This is a genomic window from Kutzneria sp. 744, from assembly GCF_000568255.1.
Classification (GTDB): Bacteria; Actinomycetota; Actinomycetes; order Mycobacteriales; family Pseudonocardiaceae; genus Kutzneria.
Window position 1 is genome coordinate 623,205 of record NZ_KK037166.1, and the last position, 18,563, is coordinate 641,767.

Below are 18,563 nucleotides of genomic sequence, written 5' to 3' on the forward strand. Positions count from 1 at the left end.
TCATGGGCACACCCGAAGATCCAATCCGTCGACGACGCGTCGACGGCTCACCTCGATGGCGGCCATCGCCGGATTGCTGGGTGGCCGGCCTGTTCGCAGCCGGCCCCGCATCGGCCGACTCCGCACCGGGATACACCGTCTTCGTCGGTTACGCCGACACGCTTCGCCCGCTGCCGCGGAACTTCCCGACGCCGTTCGACACCGCCGCCGGCGTGGTCGACGAGGGCCTGCCGGGCAGCGCCTCGCTCGACGGCGGCGCCATCCGCATCGCCAACGCCACGGCGGCGACCGAGAACGTCGACTACATCACCGTCTCCTTTGGACCGTGCACCTTCGACCTCTGGCCGCACAACGTCGCCCTGCCGTTCGGCGGCCAGCTCGTCCTCGGTCCCACGGCCACCGGCGGCGGCGACGGCTGCACCCCCGGCGTCACCACCGGACCATCGCTGTTCGACACCTCCGACATCGGCCCCAACGGCGCCGACTGGGCGGGAAACTGCACCCAGTCCGGCGTCGTCCCCCAGGTCACCGTGAGCGTGAACGGCGTCGTTACGACCTACCCCGACACCGGACAGGTCCTCAATACCGGCGGTGTCGACGGCGCCGACTGCGGCCGGCCGGGCATCCCCGCCGGCAACGAATCGGCCCAGTGGGTGTCGATCGGGTCGCCGCCCTGCGCAACCGGGGCCCAGCTGGCGCTCGCGCCGGCCACGCAGACTCACACCGTCGGCCAGACGGCTTCGGTGACGGCCACGTTGTCCGCCTGCGGCACGCCGCTGACCGGGGCGACGGTCGACTTCGCCGTGCAGTCCGGACCCAACACCGGCACGACCGGCTCGGGGCCCGCGGTCACCGACGCCAACGGCAACGCTTCGTTCACCTACACCAGCGCGACCACCGGCACCGACACCGTTCAGGCCACCGTCACCAACGCCGTCGGCCCGATCCCGTCGAACACGGTGAACGTCGTGTGGCAGAAGCGACCCACGGCGATCACCTCCACCACCGCGCTGCAACCCTTCGCCGAAGGCGGCGTGGCCGCGTTGTCCTCGACCCTGACCGACGCCGGCAACGGCGCGCCGTTGCCGGGCAAGAACGTCACCATGACCCTCGGCTCGGGCAGCACCGCGCAGAGCTGCTCCGCCGTCACCGACGCCGCCGGAACCGCGGCCTGCTCGATCAACCCGGTCACCGTCGGCCTCGGTCCGCAGCCGGTCACCGACAGCTTCCCCGGTGACGACGCCGACCTGCCTTCCGACAACGCCCAGCACGCCTTGGTGTACGCCTACAGCCATGGTGGGTCCTTTGTGGTCGGTGACCGCAGCGCAAGCGGATCGGTGACGTTCTGGGGCGCGCAGTGGGCCCGCGTCAACGTTCTCAGCGGCGGCGGCGCACCGGCCAGCTTCAAGGGCTTCGAGGACACTCCGCCCGCACCGGGCTGTGGAATCTCGTGGAGCACCGACCCCGGCAACAGCACGCCGCCGCCCGCCGGCGCGCTTCCGGCCTACATGGCCGTGGTCGTGGCCGACCACGTCACCAAGTCCGGGGCGACCATCACCGGCGACACCGTGCACGTCGTCGTCGTGAAGACCGATCCGGGGTACCAGCCTGATCCAGGCCACCCGGGCACCGGAACCGTGGTCGCCACGGTCTGCTGACAACGGGCCCGACACCGCCCCGGCGTCTCACGGCGCCGGGGCATCCGTCGGAGCCACTGCCTTCCGTGGGGTCAGCCGTTCAGCGGCACGGTGAACACCGGGCCGGGATCGCGGGACTGCTCGGGGTCGACGAGCACCAGAACCTCGTCGCCGGCCTGGATCACGGTGGACGGCCGCACGTGCAGCGGCTGCGCGTCCCGGATGACCATGCTGATCCACACCGTTTCGCCGATATCGAGATCCTCGATCGCCCGCCCGTCGGCGGCGGCTCCCGACGCCACCCGCAACCGCCGCAGCCCCTCGGGCCGTTCCCGAAACCGCACCCCCAGGCCCCACGGCGTCAGCTCCACCTCGCGCATCGGCACACCGCACCAGCGCGCTACCGTCGGCACCAAGCTGCCCTGTACCAACACAGAAAACGCGACCACCACGAAGATGACGTCGTAGATCAGAGTGGTGTCGCCCAAGCCCGCGCCGAGGACGAACGTGCCGAGCAGGATCGGCACGGCGCCCTTGAGCCCGGAGAACAACACGAACACCCGTTCCCCGAAGCGAAGGCGGACCGGCCACAGCACCAGCCCGACGAACAACGGCCGGATCACGAACGCCAGCAGCACGGCCAGCACGAGCCCGATCAGCCAGGCTCCGCCGTCGGCCAGGCTGCCCAGGTTCACGGTCAGGCCGAGCACGACGAAAGCCACGATCTCGGCGATGCTCGCCAGTGAGGCGTGGAACCGTTTGATCTCCGCCTTGTACGGTGCGCGTTCGTCGCCGACCAGGATGCCGGCGACGAACACCGCCAGAAACCCGGAACCATGCGCGACGGTGGCGATCCCGTACAGCGCCAACGCCATCGCCAACGTCCGCAATGCGTACAGGCCCTCGTTGGGCAGCTGCACGTGCCGCATCACGATCACCAGCAGCTTGCCGCCGAAGAACCCGACCGCGCCGCCGATCACCATCTGCAGCAGGAAGTCGACCGCGACACCGCCGAAGTCGATGCCGCCGCCGGAGCCGGCGGCGAGCAGGCTGACCATCAGCGCGATGCCCACCGGGTCGTTCGCGCCGGACTCGCCCTCGAGGATGACACCGGTACGGCCGGTGATCTCCCGCCGGCCGAGCACGGAGAACACGACCGCCGGATCGGTCGGCGACAGCGCAGTGCCGATCACCAGCGCGATCTGCCAGTCGAAGCCGCACACCACGTGCGCCGCCACCGCGATGGCCGCGGCGGTCACGAAGGTGCCGGCCACGCCGGTCCACACCACCGAGCCGGCGGCGGAACGGAAGCGTTTCCAGCCGATGTGCATGCCACCGTCGAACAGCACCACCGCGAGCGCCACGGTCACGATCCGCTGCACCGAGGTCGTCGACAGCCCACCCAACGACGGCACCAGGTCCGAGGCCGCCGCCGCGCACACCAGGAAGATCACCGGCGCCGGGATCCGCAGCCACGCGCTGATCCGGTTGGAGAACACCGCGGCCAACGCGGCCAGCGAGACAATCAGCACGACCACACCGAACGGCTCGACATCCGCCACCGCCGCGTCCCCTTCCGCCGATGATCAGGAGGATAGCGACGATTCACCGGACCGGCCCATGTTCGGTCGTCCCATAATCGACCAACACCGCGAAGTTCGCGCAGAGTCGGCGGAACGGCCGACCGGGCCGAACAACCCCGTAGACGGCATGCGAACCAACCGGCGATCACGGCGGTTCAGTCGTTCGTGTCTGCCGAGCCTGAGCCTTGGCCGACGGGCGCGTGGGTCTTCGTCGAAAGGTCAGGACGGCGTTGACGAACCGGCCCGGGTCCAGGCCGATCGCCATGTGCCCCTGCCGCTACGAGTCCGGTCCCGATGCAGTGTCAGGACGCTGCGCTCTCGTCGCCGCTCCCGCAGCCGCTCGCCAGCTGCCGGCTTCGCAGGTTCAACCGGGCCGCGAACTCCCGGGCGTCTGTGCCAGCAGTCGGCTTGTTTTTCATCTGCACCGTCCGCAAGATCGCCACGTCCGGGCCCTCGACGGTGAGGTAGACCTCTCGATCGTCCTGTTTCTTCTTTGCCGCCAGCGCGAACGGGCCCATCACCGCGAGCCGTGTCGCGGTGATCCGCCGATTCAAGGTGCCCGAGTCCTCGACCCGGGCCGTGAGGCCCGCGAGCGAGTGGCGGCGTGCGGCGTCTCCCAGTCCCTCGATCAGCTCGGTCTCGGTCAGGTTCAGGTTGGCGAAGCTGGCGATCACCCCAGCGGCCTTCTTCGCATTCGATACCGAGACCTGGTATGCGATGCCGATCGCGAAGACCGCGATCATAATGATCACGACGACAGCCGTCATGGCTACCTCCGGCACTCGCAGTATCGGGCTGAGCTGGGCATCGCCAATTCGATCCACATCGTTACGAGCTGCGCCCACACCGGCACCGCGCCAGCGCAGCTCGGTATCTGTTGAGATTGCCCGACTGTTCCGGAATCATGTCTCCCCGCGCAAGCGGAGCTGTTACCTGTGCGGTCAACCCGGACGCTGTCGGCCTATCCGCAGAAGAACGTCACCTCGCGGCGATCGTCCGCAAGCGTGCTTCCGACGACGCCGCCAAACTACGGCTGGTCGAGGCTATGCTGGCCGACGCCCGCGCAGCGGTGGCGCCGTGGTCATCCGCTCACTGTTCCACCAGACCTCGTCGACAGCGAAGCAACTCGGCCTGGCCGCCCTCAAAAAGGTCGCGGCGGTGGGCTTGCCAGGCGGCGCCTACGCTGGATCGAAGCTCTACTCCTCACGAGCACCGTTCGGCTTCCTTGGTACCGGAGCGACCTCCAGTCCAATAGCGACGGCACCGGGTCGGTCACCGTGATCGGTCGCTTCACCGTCGAAACATTCGCCGTGGAACCGAACACCACCGCCGCGCCGGTAGTGCACCCCGGCCAGGACGCCGCGAGCAACCCGTTCGCTCGATGCACACCTTCCACGTCGGGTTCTGGTTCAACGATCCCGCCGACGCCGTCAAGGCCGGCTGCCCGGGCACGGTCACGCCGTTCAACCGCGAGCACAACGCCGGAGTGCAGGACATGAGCACCCGTCACACTCCTACCTGCCGGTCAAGTGCTCCTTCCGCCCCGACCATCTGACGCGAAGTCCGGTTCCCACGCCGGACTCCGCGTCCGCCAGACCTGTGGCGTTCACAGCGACGCGCGTAGTTCCCACAACTCGGGGTAGAACCGGTCGTCCAGATGGGACTTGAGGTGGGCGGCGCCGGCAGTGCCGCCGGTGCCGCGCCTGCGGCCGATCTGGCGCTGGACGGTGAGCAGGTGCCGGCCCTGCCAGGACGCCCACGCCTGGTCGTGGGCGATGAGGGACTCGGCGAGGTCCCAGAGCTGACGGTGCTGATCGGTGCGCGCGGCGAGCCGGCGGCAGGCGGCCGCCCGGTGCGACGTCGTCGCCACCTCGAAGCCGGCCTCGGTGAGCAGGGCCAGGAAACCGTCCCACAGCGAGGGTTCCTCGAACCGCCGGCGAAGCCGTGAGCGTTCCTGCTCGGTGTACCACGGCCGGTCGAGATAGGTGTCGTCCCGTGAGCCGGACAGCAGCGCGAGCTCCCAGAACTGGGCGGACTGACCGCCGTTGCCGGCGCCGAGCGCGCCGCGGAAGACAGCGAAGTCCTGCGGCTCCATGGTGTCCAGCACGTCGAACTGGGCCAGCAGCGCCCGCTGGATGACCACGGCGCGCTCCAGCCGTTTGCGGGGCAGGTAGCTCTCGCCGCCGAGCATCCGGTCCCGCGCGTCGCCCAGTTCGAGCAGCAACTGCTTGAACAACAGCTCGAAAACCTGGTGCACGGTGATGAACATGAGCTCGTCGTGCGCGTCGGGACCGGCGTGTGGGCATTGGTTCTCCAACAACGCGGGCAGCTGGAGATAGGAGCCGTAGACAGGCATCAGGGTGCACTCCCGTCGATCAGACCGTGCGCGGCGAACTGCTCGACCGCACCGGGCACGGCGAACACGCCGGCCGACTCGCACATGCGGAGGCTGGCCCGGCAGATAGCTCTGATCCGCTCGTCGCCGGCGTCGCCGCCGTAGCAGTCGCGGACGACGGCGGTCGCCGTGGAGTCGTCCAGGCCCGCCAACCGGAGTGACGAGCGAACCGGTTCCACGTCCCAGAGCAGGCAGCCACGGATCAACGCAGGCAGCGCGAACGCCACACGAGCCCGGATCGGCTCGTCCAGCTGGCGCCAGAGCTCGTGGAAGAACCCGGTGAAGTAGCGGTGGTGCCGCCCCTCGTCCAACGCGTGGTCGCGAACGGTCTCCCGGACCGCGCCGACCACCGTGTCGTCGTTCGGAATCTCGTGCAGCACGGCGGTGATCAGCGTCTCGAACACGACCACCTGCAGCAGAACGGCCAGCCGCGGATGGTCGGGCAGGGTCATGGCGGCGGCGTCGGCGAGCTGGCCGACGAACCCGCCGTAGTCCCAGCCCGGCACGGCCACCCGGGTCACGGCACCGATCTGGTCGGCGAGGTCCAAGCTGTACAGGGCGTGATAGCCCTCGTCGCAGTACACCTTGAACGCGGCCAGCCGGCTGGCGGGCGGCAGCTCGATCCCGCTGCGGCCGTTGGCGATGAGCTCGGCCCCACGATTGACGACACGGGTCTCCAGGTGCGCGGTGGACAGCAGGAACTGGTAGAGATGGCGCACCGTCAGTTCCTGCCGCCGCTCGTCGGGCAGCTCACGCACGGCCTCGTGGGACAGGTAGGGCACCAGGCGTTCCGGGAAGAAGACCCTGCCCGCCTCCGCCTCCTCGTGGAAGACCCGTCGGACGCCGGTGCGCACGCCGGCCAGGTCGTGCCATCGGTCCATCGGGCCGGTCACGACAGCTCGCCGATGCGGCGCAGCGCTTCCCGGACGTGGCCCGGGTCCGTGGTGTGGCACAGTCGGAACCAGCCGGGCTCCGGGCCGCCGAACGCCGCGCCGGGGATGAGGTTCACCCTGGCCTCGTCCAGCATTCGTTGCCACAGCTGGTGTTCCGGCAGCCGCCGGCCGAGGTCGGCCCAGATCGTGAAGCCGGCCCCCGGCCGCACATGGGGGATGCCGCGGTCGGCGAGGCAGCCGGCGGCGTGGTCGTAGGAGTCGGCGAGCCGGGACTGATTCTCCTTGAGGAAGCCGGCGACCCAGTCCTGGTCATCGAGCAGGCCGGCGAGCAACGCCTGCGTGTGGGTGGAGACCGGGGCGAAGTAGGCCAGTGCGGTCGCCGCCGCGAGGACCTCCGGATGCTCGGTGTGCAACACGCCCACCTTGAGACCGGACAGCCCGAAGTCCTTGGCAAATCCCCAGATCACGTGCAGCCGGGCCCGGCTTCCCTCTCGTACCAGTGGATCCAGCACGCTGACGAACGGCCGGGCGCCGAACACGGAGTTGGCGTAGATCTCGTCGGCGATGACATCCACGTCGTGGCGCTCCGCGACCGCCAACACCTCCCTGAGCGCCGCCACAGGATGGACGTTCCCGGTCGGGTTGCACGGCGAGGTGATCGCGACCGCCCGCACGGTGACGCCGTCCTTACGAGCCTGCACGATCGCCCGTTCGATCGCCGAGGCGTCCAGGGCGAAGCCGCTCGCGGGAGACAACAGCGCTGGTGTCAACCGGGCTCCCGACCGACCCGTGAGCAGCACATCGAGCGCGCTGTAATAGGGCGCGGGAACGACGATCGCCTCGTCCGGGTCACACAGGACGCTCGCGATGACGTCCAGCGCAGCACTCGCGCCGCTCACCACGACCAGCTGGTTCGGGTCCACCGGTGTTCGCCAGGTCCCGGACAGCAGCTGAGCGGTCGCGGTGCGAAGCCGCACCGATCCGTGCAGTGGGCCGTATCGCACCTCCCGAGGGCAGATTTCCCGCGCTGCGGCGAGCTTGGGCGACAACAGGTCCCATACCAGCCGGTTCTCCGCCGTGCCGAGATTCAGGAAGCCGGCCGGATTATGTTGTGGGTCATAGGGATCCTGTTCGACCCGCAGGTGGGCGGCCGCGATGGCCGGAGCGTGGGCGGTCAGCGCAGCGGCGCGCCGGGACACCATCAGGCCACGCTCCTCGCGGTCGTGCTGCTGGCGTGGCCCATCGCGGCGCCGGGGCCGGTGAGCAGCCCCGGGTGCACTCCGAGTCCGAGCGACGCGTCGAGCACCGCGCCGTGCAGCAGCGAGGCCTCTTCCCGGCACAGCCACCAGATCAGCTCGGCGACCTCCTCCGGGCTGATCAGCCGCCGGCCCGGCAGCCGGAGGACGAGGTCGTCCAGTTCGGCGCCGGCCAGCCCGTCGAGCAGACTCGCTTGCAGCATCGGGGTTCGCACCGCGCCCGGGCAGACCGCGAACACGTCCACCGGCTCGTGGGTCAGCTCGGCGGCCAGGTGCTTCGTGAGGTACACCAGCGCCGCCTTGCTCATGCCGTCGGCGATGTGGAAGTCGGGGAAGGTGGCGACCCCGCCGCCGACACTCGCCACGTTGACGATCTTGCCGTGGCCGCGGTCGAGCATGCTCGGCAGCACCGCCCGCGCCAGCCACAGCGGCCCGACGCTGTTCACCTGAAGGAACGCCGCGTCGCACTCCTCCGGCGAGCCCTCGACATAGCGCTGCACCGTCTTCGACCCGACCGCCGCGTTGTTGATCAGGATGTCGACCGGTTCGGGCAGCTGCTCATGCAGCCGCCGATGGCTCTCCCAGTCCCCCTGGTCGAACTCGAACGCTCGCGTCCGCGCGCCGCCCAGCTCGGCCACGAGTGCCTCCGCCGCCGCGCGGTTCGAGCGGTAGGTGAACCACACCCGGTGACCGCCGAGTGCGAAGCGACGGACCAGCGCCCGACCGATGCCGGTGGAGCCGCCGGTGATGAGCACGCCGTGCCTTGCCATGCCTCGATTCTGTGCCCGTCCGCCCCATCCACGCCGGCGACGCCGGCACTCCGTGTGATCGTCCGGCAGCTGTCCCCCGTCGCCCGGATTCGGGCGAGGAGATGTGTCCGACGGCTGGCACGCTCAGGACCGGCGTCGGCAGGTTCGAGCGCGTGATCAGCTGAGTGCCGGCTCAGCTGGCGAGGCGCACACTGCCGGCATGGACCGGCAGGCGGTGCACAGCGAATTCGATGGAGCGCGGACGGCGTTTCACGAGCTGCTGGGCGGCGCCTCCGACGACGATCTGCGTCGTCGGTCGGCGGGGACGCGGTGGTCGAACAAGCAGCTGTTGTTCCATATGCTGCTCGGCTACCTGATCATCCGCGCGCTGCGGAACCTCGTCGTGCTGTTCAGCCGGCTTCCGGAGCCGGCCGGGCGAGCCTGCGCACGGGTGCTCAACGCGGTCACAGTGCCGTTCGACGTGGTGAACTGCGCCGGGGCGTGGCTGGCGGGGACCGTGCTGCCGCGTCGAATTCTGCTCCGCCTGTTCGACGGCGTCATCGCGGCACTGCATCGCCGGCTCGACAGCGAGTCCGAGGCGACGCTGGCGAGGAGCATGCACTACCCGACGCGGTGGGACCCGTTCTTCCGCGATGTGATGACGCTGGCCGACGTGTACCACTTCCCGACGCAGCACTTCGACTTCCACCGCGCTCAGCTCACATTGGACGCCTGCTGAGGAACACGAAGTCGCAAAACGGTTCGGCCAGCAGGAAGACGCGTATGCGGCACACGCGTTCCTGCCCGCCTGAGCTTCCACCGCCGCACTCCGGGCCGAACCAGGGACGGATCGAACCCTTTCCGGTCGATAACTTCGAATTCAAAGCATGTACGATCGCGGGATGAGTGAACCGGCGCCAGGCCTGAGCGCCGAGCAACTTGGCGCGTACTTCGCTCTGGTGGAGGTCGGCAGCCTTCTCCAGTACGCGGTGGACGAGCACCTGCGCATCGACGGCGACCTCAGCCATGTGCAGTTTCAGGTCCTCGCCCGGCTCGTCGACGCGCCCGGGGGCAAGCTGCGGATGACCGATCTGGCCGACGGTGTCGTGTACAGCCGCAGCGGGCTGACCTATCAGGCGGGCTTGCTGGACAAACGCGGCCTGATCACCCGTTCGCCGTCGCCGGACGACGAGCGCAGTGTCATGGTGGCGGTCACCAAACTCGGCCGCGGCCTGGTCGCCCGGGTGCTCCCAGGGCATGTCGACCGCGTACGGCGCCTGTTGTTCGAGCCCTTGACCGGTGACGACGTCACCGCCCTCAACGTCGTTCTGGGCCGGATCCGTGACCACATGCGCGCCGCTCCACCCCGCTCCGCCAAGCCTCGCGCCCGGCGCAACCAGACCGACTAAGGCAGGGAAGAGCGATGGACCGCGCGTTGCTGGCGGACTTTCTCCGGGCTCGCCGGGAAGCACTGCAGCCGGAGGAGGTGGGGCTGCCGCGGGGCGCCCGGCGTCGTACCGGTGGGCTGCGGCGCGAGGAGGTCGCGGTGTTGGCCGGCATGTCGGCCGACTACTACAGCCGGCTTGAGCAGAAGCGCGGCCCGATGCCGTCCGAGCAGATCCTGGCCGCCGTGGCCGGGGCCCTGCGGCTCAGCCCGAGCGAGCGGGAACACCTGTTCGCCCTCGCCGGGCACGCGGCTCCGCGGCGTGCCCTTCCGGACGACCGGGTCGGTCTGGCCATCAGGACCATCGCGGAGCGGCTCTCGGACACGCCCGCGATCGTGTTCTCCCGGTTCGGCGAGGCGTTGCTGCAGACCCCGGCGGCGGTGGCGCTGTTCGGTGACTACACCCGTTTCGAGGGTCTGTCGCGCTACCTGGTCTATCGCTGGTTCACCGACCCGGCCCAGCGGGCCATCTACCCGCCCGAGGACCATGACGTACGCGCCCGGGTCTTCACCGTGGACCTGCGGGCGGCGTACACGACCGATCCGGCGGGCACCGCCGGGGAGATCGTCGACGCGCTGCTGGCGGTCAGCCCCGAGTTCGCCGAGGTCTGGCGGCGGCACGAGGTGGACGTCACCCATCACCACGATCTCAAACGCTACCGGCACCCGGAACTGGGCGAGCTGGAGTTGTACAGCCGGCGGCTGGTGGAACCCGACGAGGGCCAGGAGCTGCTGGTCTTCATGGCCGAACCCGGATCGCCGAGTGAGGCGAAGCTCCGGCGGCTGATCACCGTGACCGATGGCGAGGCATGAGCCGAGTCTGAAGTTGTTATCCATGCTCTGTCATACCGTGGATGACGAGAACGTTCATCCGCCTCCCGTTCCGCGCCACGCTTGAGTGGTCGAACCGGGAAGGCGGTGAGCGACGTGGATCGGGAAACACTGGCGCACTTTCTCCGGCAACGCCATGACGAGGCGATCCCCGGCCGGCCCGGTCACCGGGCCAGCCCGATCCTGGAGCTCATCGTCGAGCGCCTGCCGGAGTACCCCGCGACGGTGTTCTCCCGGTTCGGCGAGGTGTTGCTGCAGACCGGTCCGGCGATCGCCCTGTTCGGCGACTACACGCGGACCGGCGGATCGTCGCGTTTTCTGGTGGATCGCTGGTTGAGCGACCCGTCGGCGCGTGAACGCTACCTGGTCGAGGTGGGCGTCCCCGTTCGGCGCCGCCCGAGGTGCTATTGGCATCTCGCACTGGGCAGGGTGGCTTTGTACCGCCATCTGCTGGCCTGTCCGGCGCAGCGCCAGGCGCTGCTGGTCTTCATGGCTGTCCCCGGCTCCGCCAGCCACGCGAAGCTGCATGCTCTGGCCGCCGCGAGCAGCAAGAAGAGTTCTGCCGACCGGCGGTAACCCTGTCGAAGACGGCTGTCACCGGCCACACCGAACCCGCTTCGAAAGCGAAGCATGCCATCGCCCAAACATGCTTCGAGCTCGAAGCACAACGGATTCAGAGAGAAGAGGCTCGTCATGAAGGCAGTGCGTTTCCACGAGTACGGCGACCCCGAGGTCCTGCGCTACGAAGACGTGGACCAGCCGGTCCCCGGTGTCGGCGAGGTCCGGATCCGGGTGGCGGCGACGTCGTTCAACCCGGTCGAAGGCAACATCCGCGCCGGTGTCATGCAGGGCCCCATCCCGCTCCAGCTGCCGCACACCCCCGGCATCGACCTCGCGGGCACGGTCGACGCGCTCGGCGAGGGCGTGACCAGCTTCGACATCGGTGACCGGGTGATCGGCGCCCTGCCCCTGACCAGCACCGGCGCGGCCGCCGAGTACGTCATCGCCCCGGTCCGGATCCTGGCGGCAGCCCCCACGAGCGTCCCACTGGTGGACGCCGCCGGACTACCGCTGGTCGGGCTCACCGCGTGGCAGGCGCTGTTCGACCACGCGAAACTGACCACCGGCCGGCGAGTGCTGATCAACGGCGCGGGCGGCGTCGTCGGCGGCTACGCGGTGCAGCTGGCCAAGAACGCCGGCGCGTACGTGATCGCCACGACCGGCCCGCGCAGCTCCGAGCAGGCCAAGACGGCCGGCGCCGACGAGATCCACGGCCCCGGGATCCCGCAGCTGTCCGAGCCGGTCGACATCGTGCTCAACTTCGCCCCGATCGCCCCGGAGCAGATGGCCGCCCTGTCCGCCGTGATCCGGGACGGCGGCGTGCTGGTCAACACCACCGTGTGGATGCCCGCCGCGTCCGACGAGGCCCGCGGCGTACGGGGAGTCAATCTCTTCTTCCGGCCCGACGCCGAACAGCTCGCCCAGCTGGTGACCCTGCTTGACGCTGGCAAGCTGCACCTCGGGGCGACCCGGCGGGTGCCGCTGGCCGGGCTGGCGCAGGTGCACGCCGACGTCGCCACCGCCCCGATCAACGGAAAGATCGTCTTCGTCGCCCCCGGCGCCACCATCGACTAGAAGGAAGGCGCTCGGTCCTCCCTCGTTCGCCGCAGTGGTCGCCCCCATGGCTCAAGCCATGGCGGGCGGCACACCCTCGGCCGGCTCGGGTCAACCGCAGGGCACCGTGAGTTCCTTGCCTACAGCGGTGTAGGTGTTCACCGCGGTGCCGTTGCACGTGTACTGCACAAAACCCTTGCCGCTGGCCACAACCTGCTCGACACCGTTGACCAACCGGGAGATCGACACGGGGAACAGCACAGTCGGCCCCAACGGCCAGTAGGAGATCTCGTTCACGGCGGTCAACGTGGTCGAGGTGGCGGTGAAGGTCTGGATGGGACCGCCAAGGGCATGAGCGGGTGCCGCCGTGGCGACGGCACCGCCCATCACCGTGGCCACGGTGGCGGCGATCAGGACATGTCGATGGTTTCTGCGGGACATGACCACCGGTCTAACAGCGTCACCGGGAGCTGTCAGCCGCCGTTTGTGCTCATCCGGCCTACGACGATGTCGGGCAGACATACATCGGAAACGATAGTCCACAGTGGATATACGACGAACGCGTTTCCCCCGGCGTGACAGCACTTTCGTCCTCAGCGGAACTGTCGATGTCCGCCTGAACTCCCGAAAGGCCGCGCAGCGCGGGTTCGGCGGGCACGAACTGTCCGATGTGGACTATGACGTTCGAGGCCCGCCTACGCGGCGAAGTTCCCCAAAGCCGGCGCGAAGGTCATCGCCGAGCGCGGCCCTCAGCGATCGGGGCGGTCTCCGGCCAGGGCGCGACTCGCCGTCGCGAAGACCGTGGGCGTCAATGCCGGATTGTCCAGATCCGGCAACCATCCGGCCGAACCGGTGCAGGCCGCCAACGCGTAGGCGCAGGCCCGCAGAGTGTCGAAGTCGGCCCGAGTGGCGGACTTGTCGTGCAGTGCCCGCACCAGACCGGGTAACGCCAGCAAGGGGTGCGCCGGGTCGTCGGCGGCGATCAACGGCGGCTGCCCCTCCTCGGTGGTGGGCAGGACGACCGGCACACCGCCGCCCAGCGGATCAATGACCGCGTCGGAGCGATGGGTGATCCGACGCAGCGGATAGCTCAGGGCGTCGGTCGGCTCCCAGGACACGATGTCGCCCACCCCGATCGCCAGCAGCAAGGGGCACATCGTCGGAATCGCCGTGGACTCGACGATGACCACCCGTGCCGTCGCCGGCGAGCGACCGGTCCTGGCCAGCAACACCAGCACCCGGCTGGCGAGTCCGACGGCGGTCATCTCCTCACGGGTCAGACACGGAACCTCCGCCGTCGCCAGGAACTCCGCCTTCAACCGCCGGGCCCGGATCTGGTCCACCCCGCACAGATAGACGGCATCGACGGCGGGCGGACGAGGCATGGACAACAGTTCGGCCGAGGCCGTCACGATCTCCAGATCGGGGATCTCGCCAGGCAGATCGCTGTCGGCATCCCCGATGACAGCCAGTCGCAGCGGCCGCCCCATCGCAGTCACCCGTTCCCTTCGGGCAGTGTGACAAGAATGTCCGGATCCACCCACCCGGTGACATCGACGTCGTGCCGGCGGGCGACCGCCAGCAGATCGAGCAGCCGACCCGAGTGCAACTGCTCGTGATAGCCATCCGCGTCCCGCCCGGCCTGGCGGATATCGCGTTGGACGTCCTGGACGCGGCCGCGCAACGTCGCGACGAACTCACCCATCGGATCCGCCCTCCCACGGCCGCCCACCCAGCGGCATCAGGTTCTGCGCAATTGCAGACTATCGCAACCCTGTGACACGAGCCTGTGATGCTTCTCTCCCGCTCAGATCGTTACCGGCACAGGAGATTGCCCGGTGCGGCCACACCGCGGGCGTGGACGAAGTGCGCCGGAGGTGCCCGGCTCAGCCGCCCGGTGCGTGTGACTCCGGCGCCGGTCCGGGCACGGGGGTGCGGAGGTCTTCCAGCAGCTCGATCTGGCCCGACAGCACTCCGGTCAGGATCGACCGGGCGACCGCGAGCAGCTCGGCCACCTGCGGGCTGGTCAGCGAATAGTAGACGTTCGAGCCTTCCTTGCGGGTGATCACCAAGCCGGCCCGGCGCAGCACCGCCAGCTGCTGCGACAGATTCGCGGCCTCGATGCCGACCTCGGGCAACATCTCGGCGACAGCGTGCTCACGCCGGCTAAGCAGCTCCAGCACCCGGATCCGCGCCGGATGCCCCAACGTCTTGAAGAACTCGGCCTTCAGCTGGTACAGCGGCCTGCTCACGCCGACCACCCCGCCCTCGTCGTCATGACGTGATCCTCCCCTGTCCCTGTCACCGGAGGACCGAGCACACCCACCCTTCATAAAATCAACAATTACCAATCTGTGCAAGTCTTCACTCCGCGAGAGGCTACTTCACCGCCGGCGCAGCGTCCAACGCCTGTCGTCGCCGCGTCGGGGCTCCCGACCGCTGCCAGGGATGGTGTCGACGCCGGCACCGGCGTGGATGATCAACCTGACCGGCAGGACACGCCGCCCGTGCTTCAGCCGAACCCCCACCGCGAGGCCGGTTTTGGCCGCAGAGACAGGAAGTTGTAGGGCGGCAGCGGGGCAAGCACCCTGGCGGTGACGGTGTCGGGCAGCGCCTCGACGGCCGTGGTGATCCGGTCGAGTTGGTTCGCGCGCACCAGGAGCGCCCAGCTGCGCCCGCCGTCGTCGGACTCGCCGAGGGCCACCGTTTCCGTGGCAAGCCCGGCGAGCAACTCACCGGCTCGCTGGTCGATCCAGGCCCGGACCTGATCGGCGATCTGCCGGCCCTGCTCGATGGTCGCCTCGAAGCCGGTGACCGGACGGGTCAGCGTCGGCCGGGCGTCCGCCAAGGCCGCCAGCACGGCAGTCTCGTCGAAGGTCAGGTGGACCCGAGCCTCCACCAGGCCGGTCAGCCGGTCCAGCGCCAGCCGCAGTCCCTCGGGATCCGGACGCAACGCGTTGTCCCGCACGGAGTCGTCGTCCGGCCCGACACTGCCGAAGCGCAGTGGCAGCACCGGGCCGTCGGCCATGAGGGCGCACAGAACGTCCAAATGGGACCGCGCATCCTCGGCGGTGAGTTCGACGCCGGAACCGAGGTCCGAAACCACGACCGCCAGATCGGCCAGGACGACGGCACGCAGTCCGGCGGGCAGCGGGTGATCGGCGCGGACGATCCCGTACAGCGCCAGGGTCACGTGGTCGCCACCGGCGGCGCCGGCTGCTGCGGGTACACCGCCACCGGCGACACCATCGCGGCCGGCAGAGCCGGCGTGCTGCGCCGTGGCAGCGCGCCCAGCTGCTGCATGGCCTCGACGTAGCGGATGTAGGTGTCGACGCTCGCGATCACGATACGGGCCTCGATGGTGAGCAACTCGATGCCGATCACCGACACGCGGACGAACGCGTCGATGACGATGCCCTTGTCCAGCACGATGTTCAGCACATCGGCCAGGCTGGTGGAGCCACCGGGGCTCTGGATCACGCTGGTCACACCGAACCTCCGTCGTCGAAGAGCGTGCGCAGTTCGCGGAACTGCCGGTCCAGTTCGATCAGGGCCCGGCCGAGCCGTTCGACCTCGTCCGGGGTGAGGGTGCCGGCCTCCATCCGCCGCAGCACCTGGCGTTCGATCAGCTCGCGCACGATGTCCAGCACGGCCAGGACCAGGCCGCCGAGCCCGCGGCCGGCGTCAAGGGCGAACCGGCGGGGCGGGACGGTCACCGGACCTCCGGGGTGTCCACGGCGGCCAGCAGGGCGCGCAGGTCCAACCGGATCAGGTCGACGCCGGCCAGCGAGATGAGCACATCGCCGTGGACGACCACGCCGGCGGTGATCACGCGGTCCAGCACCTCGACGAGGTCGTCGGCGGTCATCGAGCCGTCGTCCGCAGCTCGCTGAACGAGTAGGGCGGCCAGGGACCGGTGATCTCGACCGGACCGTCGATCCGGTCGGCCTCGGCGAGGAACTCGTCCTCGCCGGACAACGGCACGAGGTAGACGGCGTCGAGTCCGAACTCCGCGGTGGACCGGCGGATCGTGCTCCGACCGGCGTGGCGCGCGAGTCGTTCGTGCAGCTGCTCGCCGCCGCTGCGTTCGCGACGGCGCAGCGCCAGGTAATCGGTGCCGCTGAGCCCGTCCGGTGGCACCGCCTTCGGCCGCCGCACCCGCACGCCCCATTCGCGGTGGCCGGCGAGCGCGTCAAGAGCGGTGACGGCCTCGTCGTAAGCGTCCCTGAGCAGTTGGCGCGCCGCATCGTCATCAGTGAACATCGTGGCGAAACGGAACGGCAACACGCTGGTGCCTTCGAATAATTCGACAATCACGCCGTGGTGCCGGCGCACGAGCGGCAACATCGCCGGATCGGTGAATTCGGCCGGATCGACATCGGCGACGACCAGTGCGATGTTCCGGTACGTCAACGCGCGAACCGGCGCCGCCGGAACGGCGGTCGGCCAGCGGGTGATGGTATACGCGTAAACCGCAGTCTCAGGGTTTTGGCTCGCCCTCGCCCGCGAGTTGGCGACGGCCGGGTGAGAAGAAGGGATCATTGGTCCACCAGTCCATGCCCATTTCCTGTGCGGTCTGAGCGGACGCCACGAACAGGCGCACCCGCAGCGTCAGCAGTTCGACGTCGACGACGCTCACCGAGATGTCGCCGACGATCACGATGCCCTTGTCCAGCACCCGTTCCAGCACGTCGGCGAGGGAGCCGCCGGATCTGGTCGCCAGCTCGTCGGTCACCCGTCGGTCGCCCCTCTCGTGTACCGCCGCAGCCGCTCGAAGCCGCACAGGCCGCCGTCCGCGTCGACGTCGACGCGATAGGTCGCCACCACGCTGGTCGACGCGGGAATTCTGACCAATTCGACGACGTCGAACAGGACCGACCACCCGCCTTCGGGGCGCGCCTTGATTCCGGTGGCCGTGCAGTTGTCATGGCCGGTCATCGTGTGGAATTGACTTCGGGCGGACTCCATGGCGGCCGCCGCCGTGTTCGGCGGCTGTTGCTCCGACAACGGCCTTCACCTGCCCCGTTCATCGAGTTGACCATATCGTCATTCCCGCGCGGCAGGCTCCGTAATTTCATGTCGAGCGAATGCAGCAGACATGGACTGCCGTTCGGCGGTCCCGGAATGCGAGGTTCACCCACATCGCTCCCCCGGGTGAGAACCTGCCGACGTCCAGCTGGCCAGTGGCGATCATCCGCAGCAGGGTCGGCGTGGAGTTCGTGTCGACCAGGCCGGTGGTGATGGGAGCGGCATCGCGGCGCGGGGTCATGTGCCCGATTGGGACGCCGCGGCGTGCGAGCTGAGCTGGGCAAGGGACAGCGGATGGCGTGGCGGTCGCTCGATCACGATCTGCCGGGTGCACGCGAGGTGGCTGTCGACGTGCAGCAGTTCGCCAGGGCGTAGGGCCTGCCAGCCCGGGTCCTCGTCCATCCGCTCGCTGGCCACCACCACGGCGGGGTGGCTGGACAGGTCGCCGGAGCGGGCGCGGATCCGCCCTGCGGCGCTGGCATGCTCCAGGTGTCGGCGGCCGTGCGGGCCGCCGGCCGGGCGCTGGAGCACGAACAGGTCGTGCGTGTCGGGGTAGCGCAGCGCCCACAGCTCGGTCGGGGTGGTCAGGATGAGGTTGATGGCGTACACGGGCAGGGTGTCGGCCACCCACCGGGCCGCGGTGGCGATCGCGGCGCCGACGTCGCCGCCGTTGGCGTCGATGTGCTTGGTGATGAGGGCGAAGAACCGTTCCGAGTCGGTGTCGCCGGCCACCAGGCAGCGGTGGTCGCCGAGTTCGGCCTCCAGGGCCGGGAGATCGTCGATGACGCCGTTGTGGGCGAACAGCCGCCCCTGCTGCTCGAACGGGTGGGTGTTGCGTGGATCCACGCCGCCGGTGGAGGCGTAGCGGATGTGCGCGAGGAAGGTCGTCGACTCACGTTGCCGCGCCGCTTGGGCGAACTGCTGGTCCTGATACGCGGCCAGCGGCTGCTTGTCCACCTCCGGGGCGCCGTCCTCGGCGAAGATGCCGAGTCCGGTTCCGTCGGGCTCGCGCCGGCTCTGCTGGGCCAGGCTGTCCGGGGCTTCCAGTAGCCAGAACGTGGCCCGCACGCGCCGCGGGGCGGCCGACAAACCGAACAATCGACACATCGCGAGTTTCCCTCCGGCGCTCCCTG

At 69.4% G+C, this 18,563-nt stretch carries 25 protein-coding genes; 7 read left to right on the forward strand and 18 right to left on the reverse strand.

The genetic code is table 11. The annotated features are described in order from the left end of the window. Nucleotides 1-80 precede the first annotated feature (80 nt). Nucleotides 81-1,658 carry an Ig-like domain-containing protein gene (locus KUTG_RS02825; RefSeq protein ID WP_043714688.1) on the forward strand — a complete coding sequence of 526 codons (1,578 nt, stop codon included), beginning with the start codon at nt 81-83 and terminating at the stop codon, nt 1,656-1,658. A 71-nt stretch (nt 1,659-1,729) separates the two neighbouring features. Here KUTG_RS02825 and KUTG_RS02830 read toward each other — a convergent pair whose 3' ends face one another. Continuing rightward, a complete protein-coding gene (locus KUTG_RS02830) occupies nt 1,730-3,199 on the reverse strand; it encodes a potassium/proton antiporter (RefSeq protein WP_043714690.1) in 1,470 nt (489 codons plus the stop codon). A 323-nt stretch (nt 3,200-3,522) separates the two neighbouring features. Further along, nucleotides 3,523-3,987: a hypothetical protein gene (locus tag KUTG_RS02835; RefSeq protein WP_157494279.1), complete on the reverse strand. Its 465-nt coding sequence runs from the start codon at nt 3,985-3,987 to the stop codon at nt 3,523-3,525. A gap of 614 nt (nt 3,988-4,601) precedes the next feature. On the opposite strand from KUTG_RS02835, the gene KUTG_RS63050 reads away from it, so the two are divergent. Then, complete coding sequence (locus KUTG_RS63050; RefSeq protein ID WP_232240617.1) at nt 4,602-4,775, forward strand: hypothetical protein; 174 nt, start codon at nt 4,602-4,604, stop codon at nt 4,773-4,775. A gap of 51 nt (nt 4,776-4,826) precedes the next feature. On the opposite strand, the gene KUTG_RS02845 is transcribed toward KUTG_RS63050, so the two are convergent. Genes KUTG_RS02845 through KUTG_RS02860 form a run of 4 tightly spaced genes read right to left on the reverse strand, consistent with a single transcriptional unit; the run spans nt 4,827 to nt 8,534 of the window. Beyond that, the gene (locus KUTG_RS02845) at nt 4,827-5,576 is read right to left on the reverse strand and encodes a tryptophan 2,3-dioxygenase family protein (RefSeq protein WP_043714695.1); all 750 of its coding nucleotides are present in this window, start codon (nt 5,574-5,576) and stop codon (nt 4,827-4,829) included. Continuing rightward, nucleotides 5,576-6,508, reverse strand: coding sequence for a diiron oxygenase (locus tag KUTG_RS02850; RefSeq protein WP_232240618.1), 933 nt, complete (start codon nt 6,506-6,508; stop codon nt 5,576-5,578). Before KUTG_RS02850 ends, KUTG_RS02845 begins: the two co-directional genes overlap by 1 nt. Next, nucleotides 6,505-7,710, reverse strand: a complete 1,206-nt coding sequence (locus KUTG_RS02855) for an aminotransferase class I/II-fold pyridoxal phosphate-dependent enzyme (RefSeq protein WP_043714698.1) — start codon at nt 7,708-7,710, stop codon at nt 6,505-6,507. The genes KUTG_RS02850 and KUTG_RS02855 overlap by 4 nt, the downstream gene beginning before the upstream one ends. Next, nucleotides 7,710-8,534 carry an SDR family oxidoreductase gene (locus tag KUTG_RS02860; protein ID WP_052393808.1) on the reverse strand — a complete coding sequence of 275 codons (825 nt, stop codon included), beginning with the start codon at nt 8,532-8,534 and terminating at the stop codon, nt 7,710-7,712. Before KUTG_RS02860 ends, KUTG_RS02855 begins: the two co-directional genes overlap by 1 nt. 199 nt (nt 8,535-8,733) lie before the next feature. Between KUTG_RS02860 and KUTG_RS02865 the strand changes: the two genes are divergently transcribed. The 5 genes from KUTG_RS02865 (at nt 8,734) to KUTG_RS02885 (ending at nt 12,423) form a co-directional block, all read left to right on the forward strand. Next, nucleotides 8,734-9,252, forward strand: coding sequence for a DinB family protein (locus tag KUTG_RS02865; protein ID WP_043714700.1), 519 nt, complete (start codon nt 8,734-8,736; stop codon nt 9,250-9,252). 163 nt (nt 9,253-9,415) lie between these two features. Beyond that, nucleotides 9,416-9,922 (forward strand): MarR family winged helix-turn-helix transcriptional regulator, encoded by a 507-nt coding sequence (locus KUTG_RS02870; protein WP_043714702.1) that lies wholly within the window; start codon nt 9,416-9,418, stop codon nt 9,920-9,922. Between the two features lie 14 nt (nt 9,923-9,936). After that, complete coding sequence (locus KUTG_RS02875; RefSeq protein WP_043714704.1) at nt 9,937-10,770, forward strand: helix-turn-helix transcriptional regulator; 834 nt, start codon at nt 9,937-9,939, stop codon at nt 10,768-10,770. A 114-nt stretch (nt 10,771-10,884) separates the two neighbouring features. Beyond that, entirely contained in the window at nt 10,885-11,364 is a 480-nt protein-coding gene (locus KUTG_RS02880) for an MmyB family transcriptional regulator (RefSeq protein ID WP_157494281.1), read from the forward strand. A gap of 117 nt (nt 11,365-11,481) precedes the next feature. Continuing rightward, nucleotides 11,482-12,423: an NADP-dependent oxidoreductase gene (locus tag KUTG_RS02885; protein WP_043714709.1), complete on the forward strand. Its 942-nt coding sequence runs from the start codon at nt 11,482-11,484 to the stop codon at nt 12,421-12,423. Nucleotides 12,424-12,513: 90 nt separating this feature from the next. Here the strand turns inward: KUTG_RS02885 and KUTG_RS02890 are convergent, their stop codons facing one another. The 12 genes from KUTG_RS02890 to KUTG_RS02940 all read right to left on the reverse strand — a co-directional run bounded on the left by KUTG_RS02890 (nt 12,514) and on the right by KUTG_RS02940 (nt 18,537). Further along, the gene (locus tag KUTG_RS02890) at nt 12,514-12,843 is read right to left on the reverse strand and encodes a hypothetical protein (RefSeq protein WP_157494283.1); all 330 of its coding nucleotides are present in this window, start codon (nt 12,841-12,843) and stop codon (nt 12,514-12,516) included. Nucleotides 12,844-13,151: 308 nt separating this feature from the next. Continuing rightward, complete coding sequence (locus KUTG_RS02895; RefSeq protein WP_043714714.1) at nt 13,152-13,892, reverse strand: hypothetical protein; 741 nt, start codon at nt 13,890-13,892, stop codon at nt 13,152-13,154. 5 nt (nt 13,893-13,897) lie between these two features. Beyond that, on the reverse strand, nt 13,898-14,107 hold the full coding sequence (locus KUTG_RS02900; RefSeq protein WP_043714716.1) for a hypothetical protein: 210 nt from the start codon (nt 14,105-14,107) through the stop codon (nt 13,898-13,900). A 181-nt stretch (nt 14,108-14,288) separates the two neighbouring features. Next, nucleotides 14,289-14,654 carry an ArsR/SmtB family transcription factor gene (locus tag KUTG_RS02905; protein WP_043728063.1) on the reverse strand — a complete coding sequence of 122 codons (366 nt, stop codon included), beginning with the start codon at nt 14,652-14,654 and terminating at the stop codon, nt 14,289-14,291. 260 nt (nt 14,655-14,914) lie between these two features. Further along, nucleotides 14,915-15,595: a GvpL/GvpF family gas vesicle protein gene (locus KUTG_RS52795; RefSeq protein ID WP_052393810.1), complete on the reverse strand. Its 681-nt coding sequence runs from the start codon at nt 15,593-15,595 to the stop codon at nt 14,915-14,917. After that, nucleotides 15,592-15,891, reverse strand: a complete 300-nt coding sequence (gvpJ, locus tag KUTG_RS02915; RefSeq protein ID WP_084578818.1) for a gas vesicle protein GvpJ — start codon at nt 15,889-15,891, stop codon at nt 15,592-15,594. Before gvpJ (KUTG_RS02915) ends, KUTG_RS52795 begins: the two co-directional genes overlap by 4 nt. Continuing rightward, nucleotides 15,888-16,118, reverse strand: a complete 231-nt coding sequence (locus tag KUTG_RS02920) for a gas vesicle protein K (protein ID WP_043714718.1) — start codon at nt 16,116-16,118, stop codon at nt 15,888-15,890. Before KUTG_RS02920 ends, gvpJ (KUTG_RS02915) begins: the two co-directional genes overlap by 4 nt. Next, nucleotides 16,115-16,270 carry a gas vesicle protein GvpJ gene (gvpJ, locus tag KUTG_RS60610; protein ID WP_198046980.1) on the reverse strand — a complete coding sequence of 52 codons (156 nt, stop codon included), beginning with the start codon at nt 16,268-16,270 and terminating at the stop codon, nt 16,115-16,117. Before gvpJ (KUTG_RS60610) ends, KUTG_RS02920 begins: the two co-directional genes overlap by 4 nt. After that, nucleotides 16,267-16,944 carry a GvpL/GvpF family gas vesicle protein gene (locus KUTG_RS02925; RefSeq protein WP_084578820.1) on the reverse strand — a complete coding sequence of 226 codons (678 nt, stop codon included), beginning with the start codon at nt 16,942-16,944 and terminating at the stop codon, nt 16,267-16,269. The genes gvpJ (KUTG_RS60610) and KUTG_RS02925 overlap by 4 nt, the downstream gene beginning before the upstream one ends. Next, nucleotides 16,883-17,137 carry a gas vesicle protein gene (locus KUTG_RS02930; RefSeq protein ID WP_232240619.1) on the reverse strand — a complete coding sequence of 85 codons (255 nt, stop codon included), beginning with the start codon at nt 17,135-17,137 and terminating at the stop codon, nt 16,883-16,885. Before KUTG_RS02930 ends, KUTG_RS02925 begins: the two co-directional genes overlap by 62 nt. Next, nucleotides 17,134-17,409, reverse strand: coding sequence for a gas vesicle protein GvpO (gene gvpO / locus KUTG_RS02935; protein WP_232240620.1), 276 nt, complete (start codon nt 17,407-17,409; stop codon nt 17,134-17,136). The genes KUTG_RS02930 and gvpO overlap by 4 nt, the downstream gene beginning before the upstream one ends. A gap of 258 nt (nt 17,410-17,667) precedes the next feature. Continuing rightward, the gene (locus KUTG_RS02940) at nt 17,668-18,537 is read right to left on the reverse strand and encodes a class II glutamine amidotransferase (RefSeq protein ID WP_043714723.1); all 870 of its coding nucleotides are present in this window, start codon (nt 18,535-18,537) and stop codon (nt 17,668-17,670) included. Nucleotides 18,538-18,563 lie beyond the last annotated feature (26 nt).

Coding starts and splice junctions, on each gene's coding strand:
- KUTG_RS02835 (WP_157494279.1), bottom strand. CDS start 3,987: ATGACGGCTGTCGTCGTGATCATTATGATCGCGGTCTTCGCGATCGGC.
- KUTG_RS63050 (WP_232240617.1), top strand. CDS start 4,602: ATGCACACCTTCCACGTCGGGTTCTGGTTCAACGATCCCGCCGACGCC.
- KUTG_RS02845 (WP_043714695.1), bottom strand. CDS start 5,576: ATGCCTGTCTACGGCTCCTATCTCCAGCTGCCCGCGTTGTTGGAGAAC.
- KUTG_RS02855 (WP_043714698.1), bottom strand. CDS start 7,710: ATGGTGTCCCGGCGCGCCGCTGCGCTGACCGCCCACGCTCCGGCCATC.
- KUTG_RS02860 (WP_052393808.1), bottom strand. CDS start 8,534: ATGGCAAGGCACGGCGTGCTCATCACCGGCGGCTCCACCGGCATCGGT.
- KUTG_RS02865 (WP_043714700.1), top strand. CDS start 8,734: ATGGACCGGCAGGCGGTGCACAGCGAATTCGATGGAGCGCGGACGGCG.
- KUTG_RS02870 (WP_043714702.1), top strand. CDS start 9,416: ATGAGTGAACCGGCGCCAGGCCTGAGCGCCGAGCAACTTGGCGCGTAC.
- KUTG_RS02875 (WP_043714704.1), top strand. CDS start 9,937: ATGGACCGCGCGTTGCTGGCGGACTTTCTCCGGGCTCGCCGGGAAGCA.
- KUTG_RS02885 (WP_043714709.1), top strand. CDS start 11,482: ATGAAGGCAGTGCGTTTCCACGAGTACGGCGACCCCGAGGTCCTGCGC.
- KUTG_RS02890 (WP_157494283.1), bottom strand. CDS start 12,843: ATGTCCCGCAGAAACCATCGACATGTCCTGATCGCCGCCACCGTGGCC.
- KUTG_RS02895 (WP_043714714.1), bottom strand. CDS start 13,892: ATGGGGCGGCCGCTGCGACTGGCTGTCATCGGGGATGCCGACAGCGAT.
- KUTG_RS02900 (WP_043714716.1), bottom strand. CDS start 14,107: ATGGGTGAGTTCGTCGCGACGTTGCGCGGCCGCGTCCAGGACGTCCAA.
- gvpJ (WP_198046980.1), bottom strand. CDS start 16,270: ATGACCGCCGACGACCTCGTCGAGGTGCTGGACCGCGTGATCACCGCC.
- KUTG_RS02925 (WP_084578820.1), bottom strand. CDS start 16,944: ATGATCCCTTCTTCTCACCCGGCCGTCGCCAACTCGCGGGCGAGGGCG.
- KUTG_RS02940 (WP_043714723.1), bottom strand. CDS start 18,537: ATGTGTCGATTGTTCGGTTTGTCGGCCGCCCCGCGGCGCGTGCGGGCC.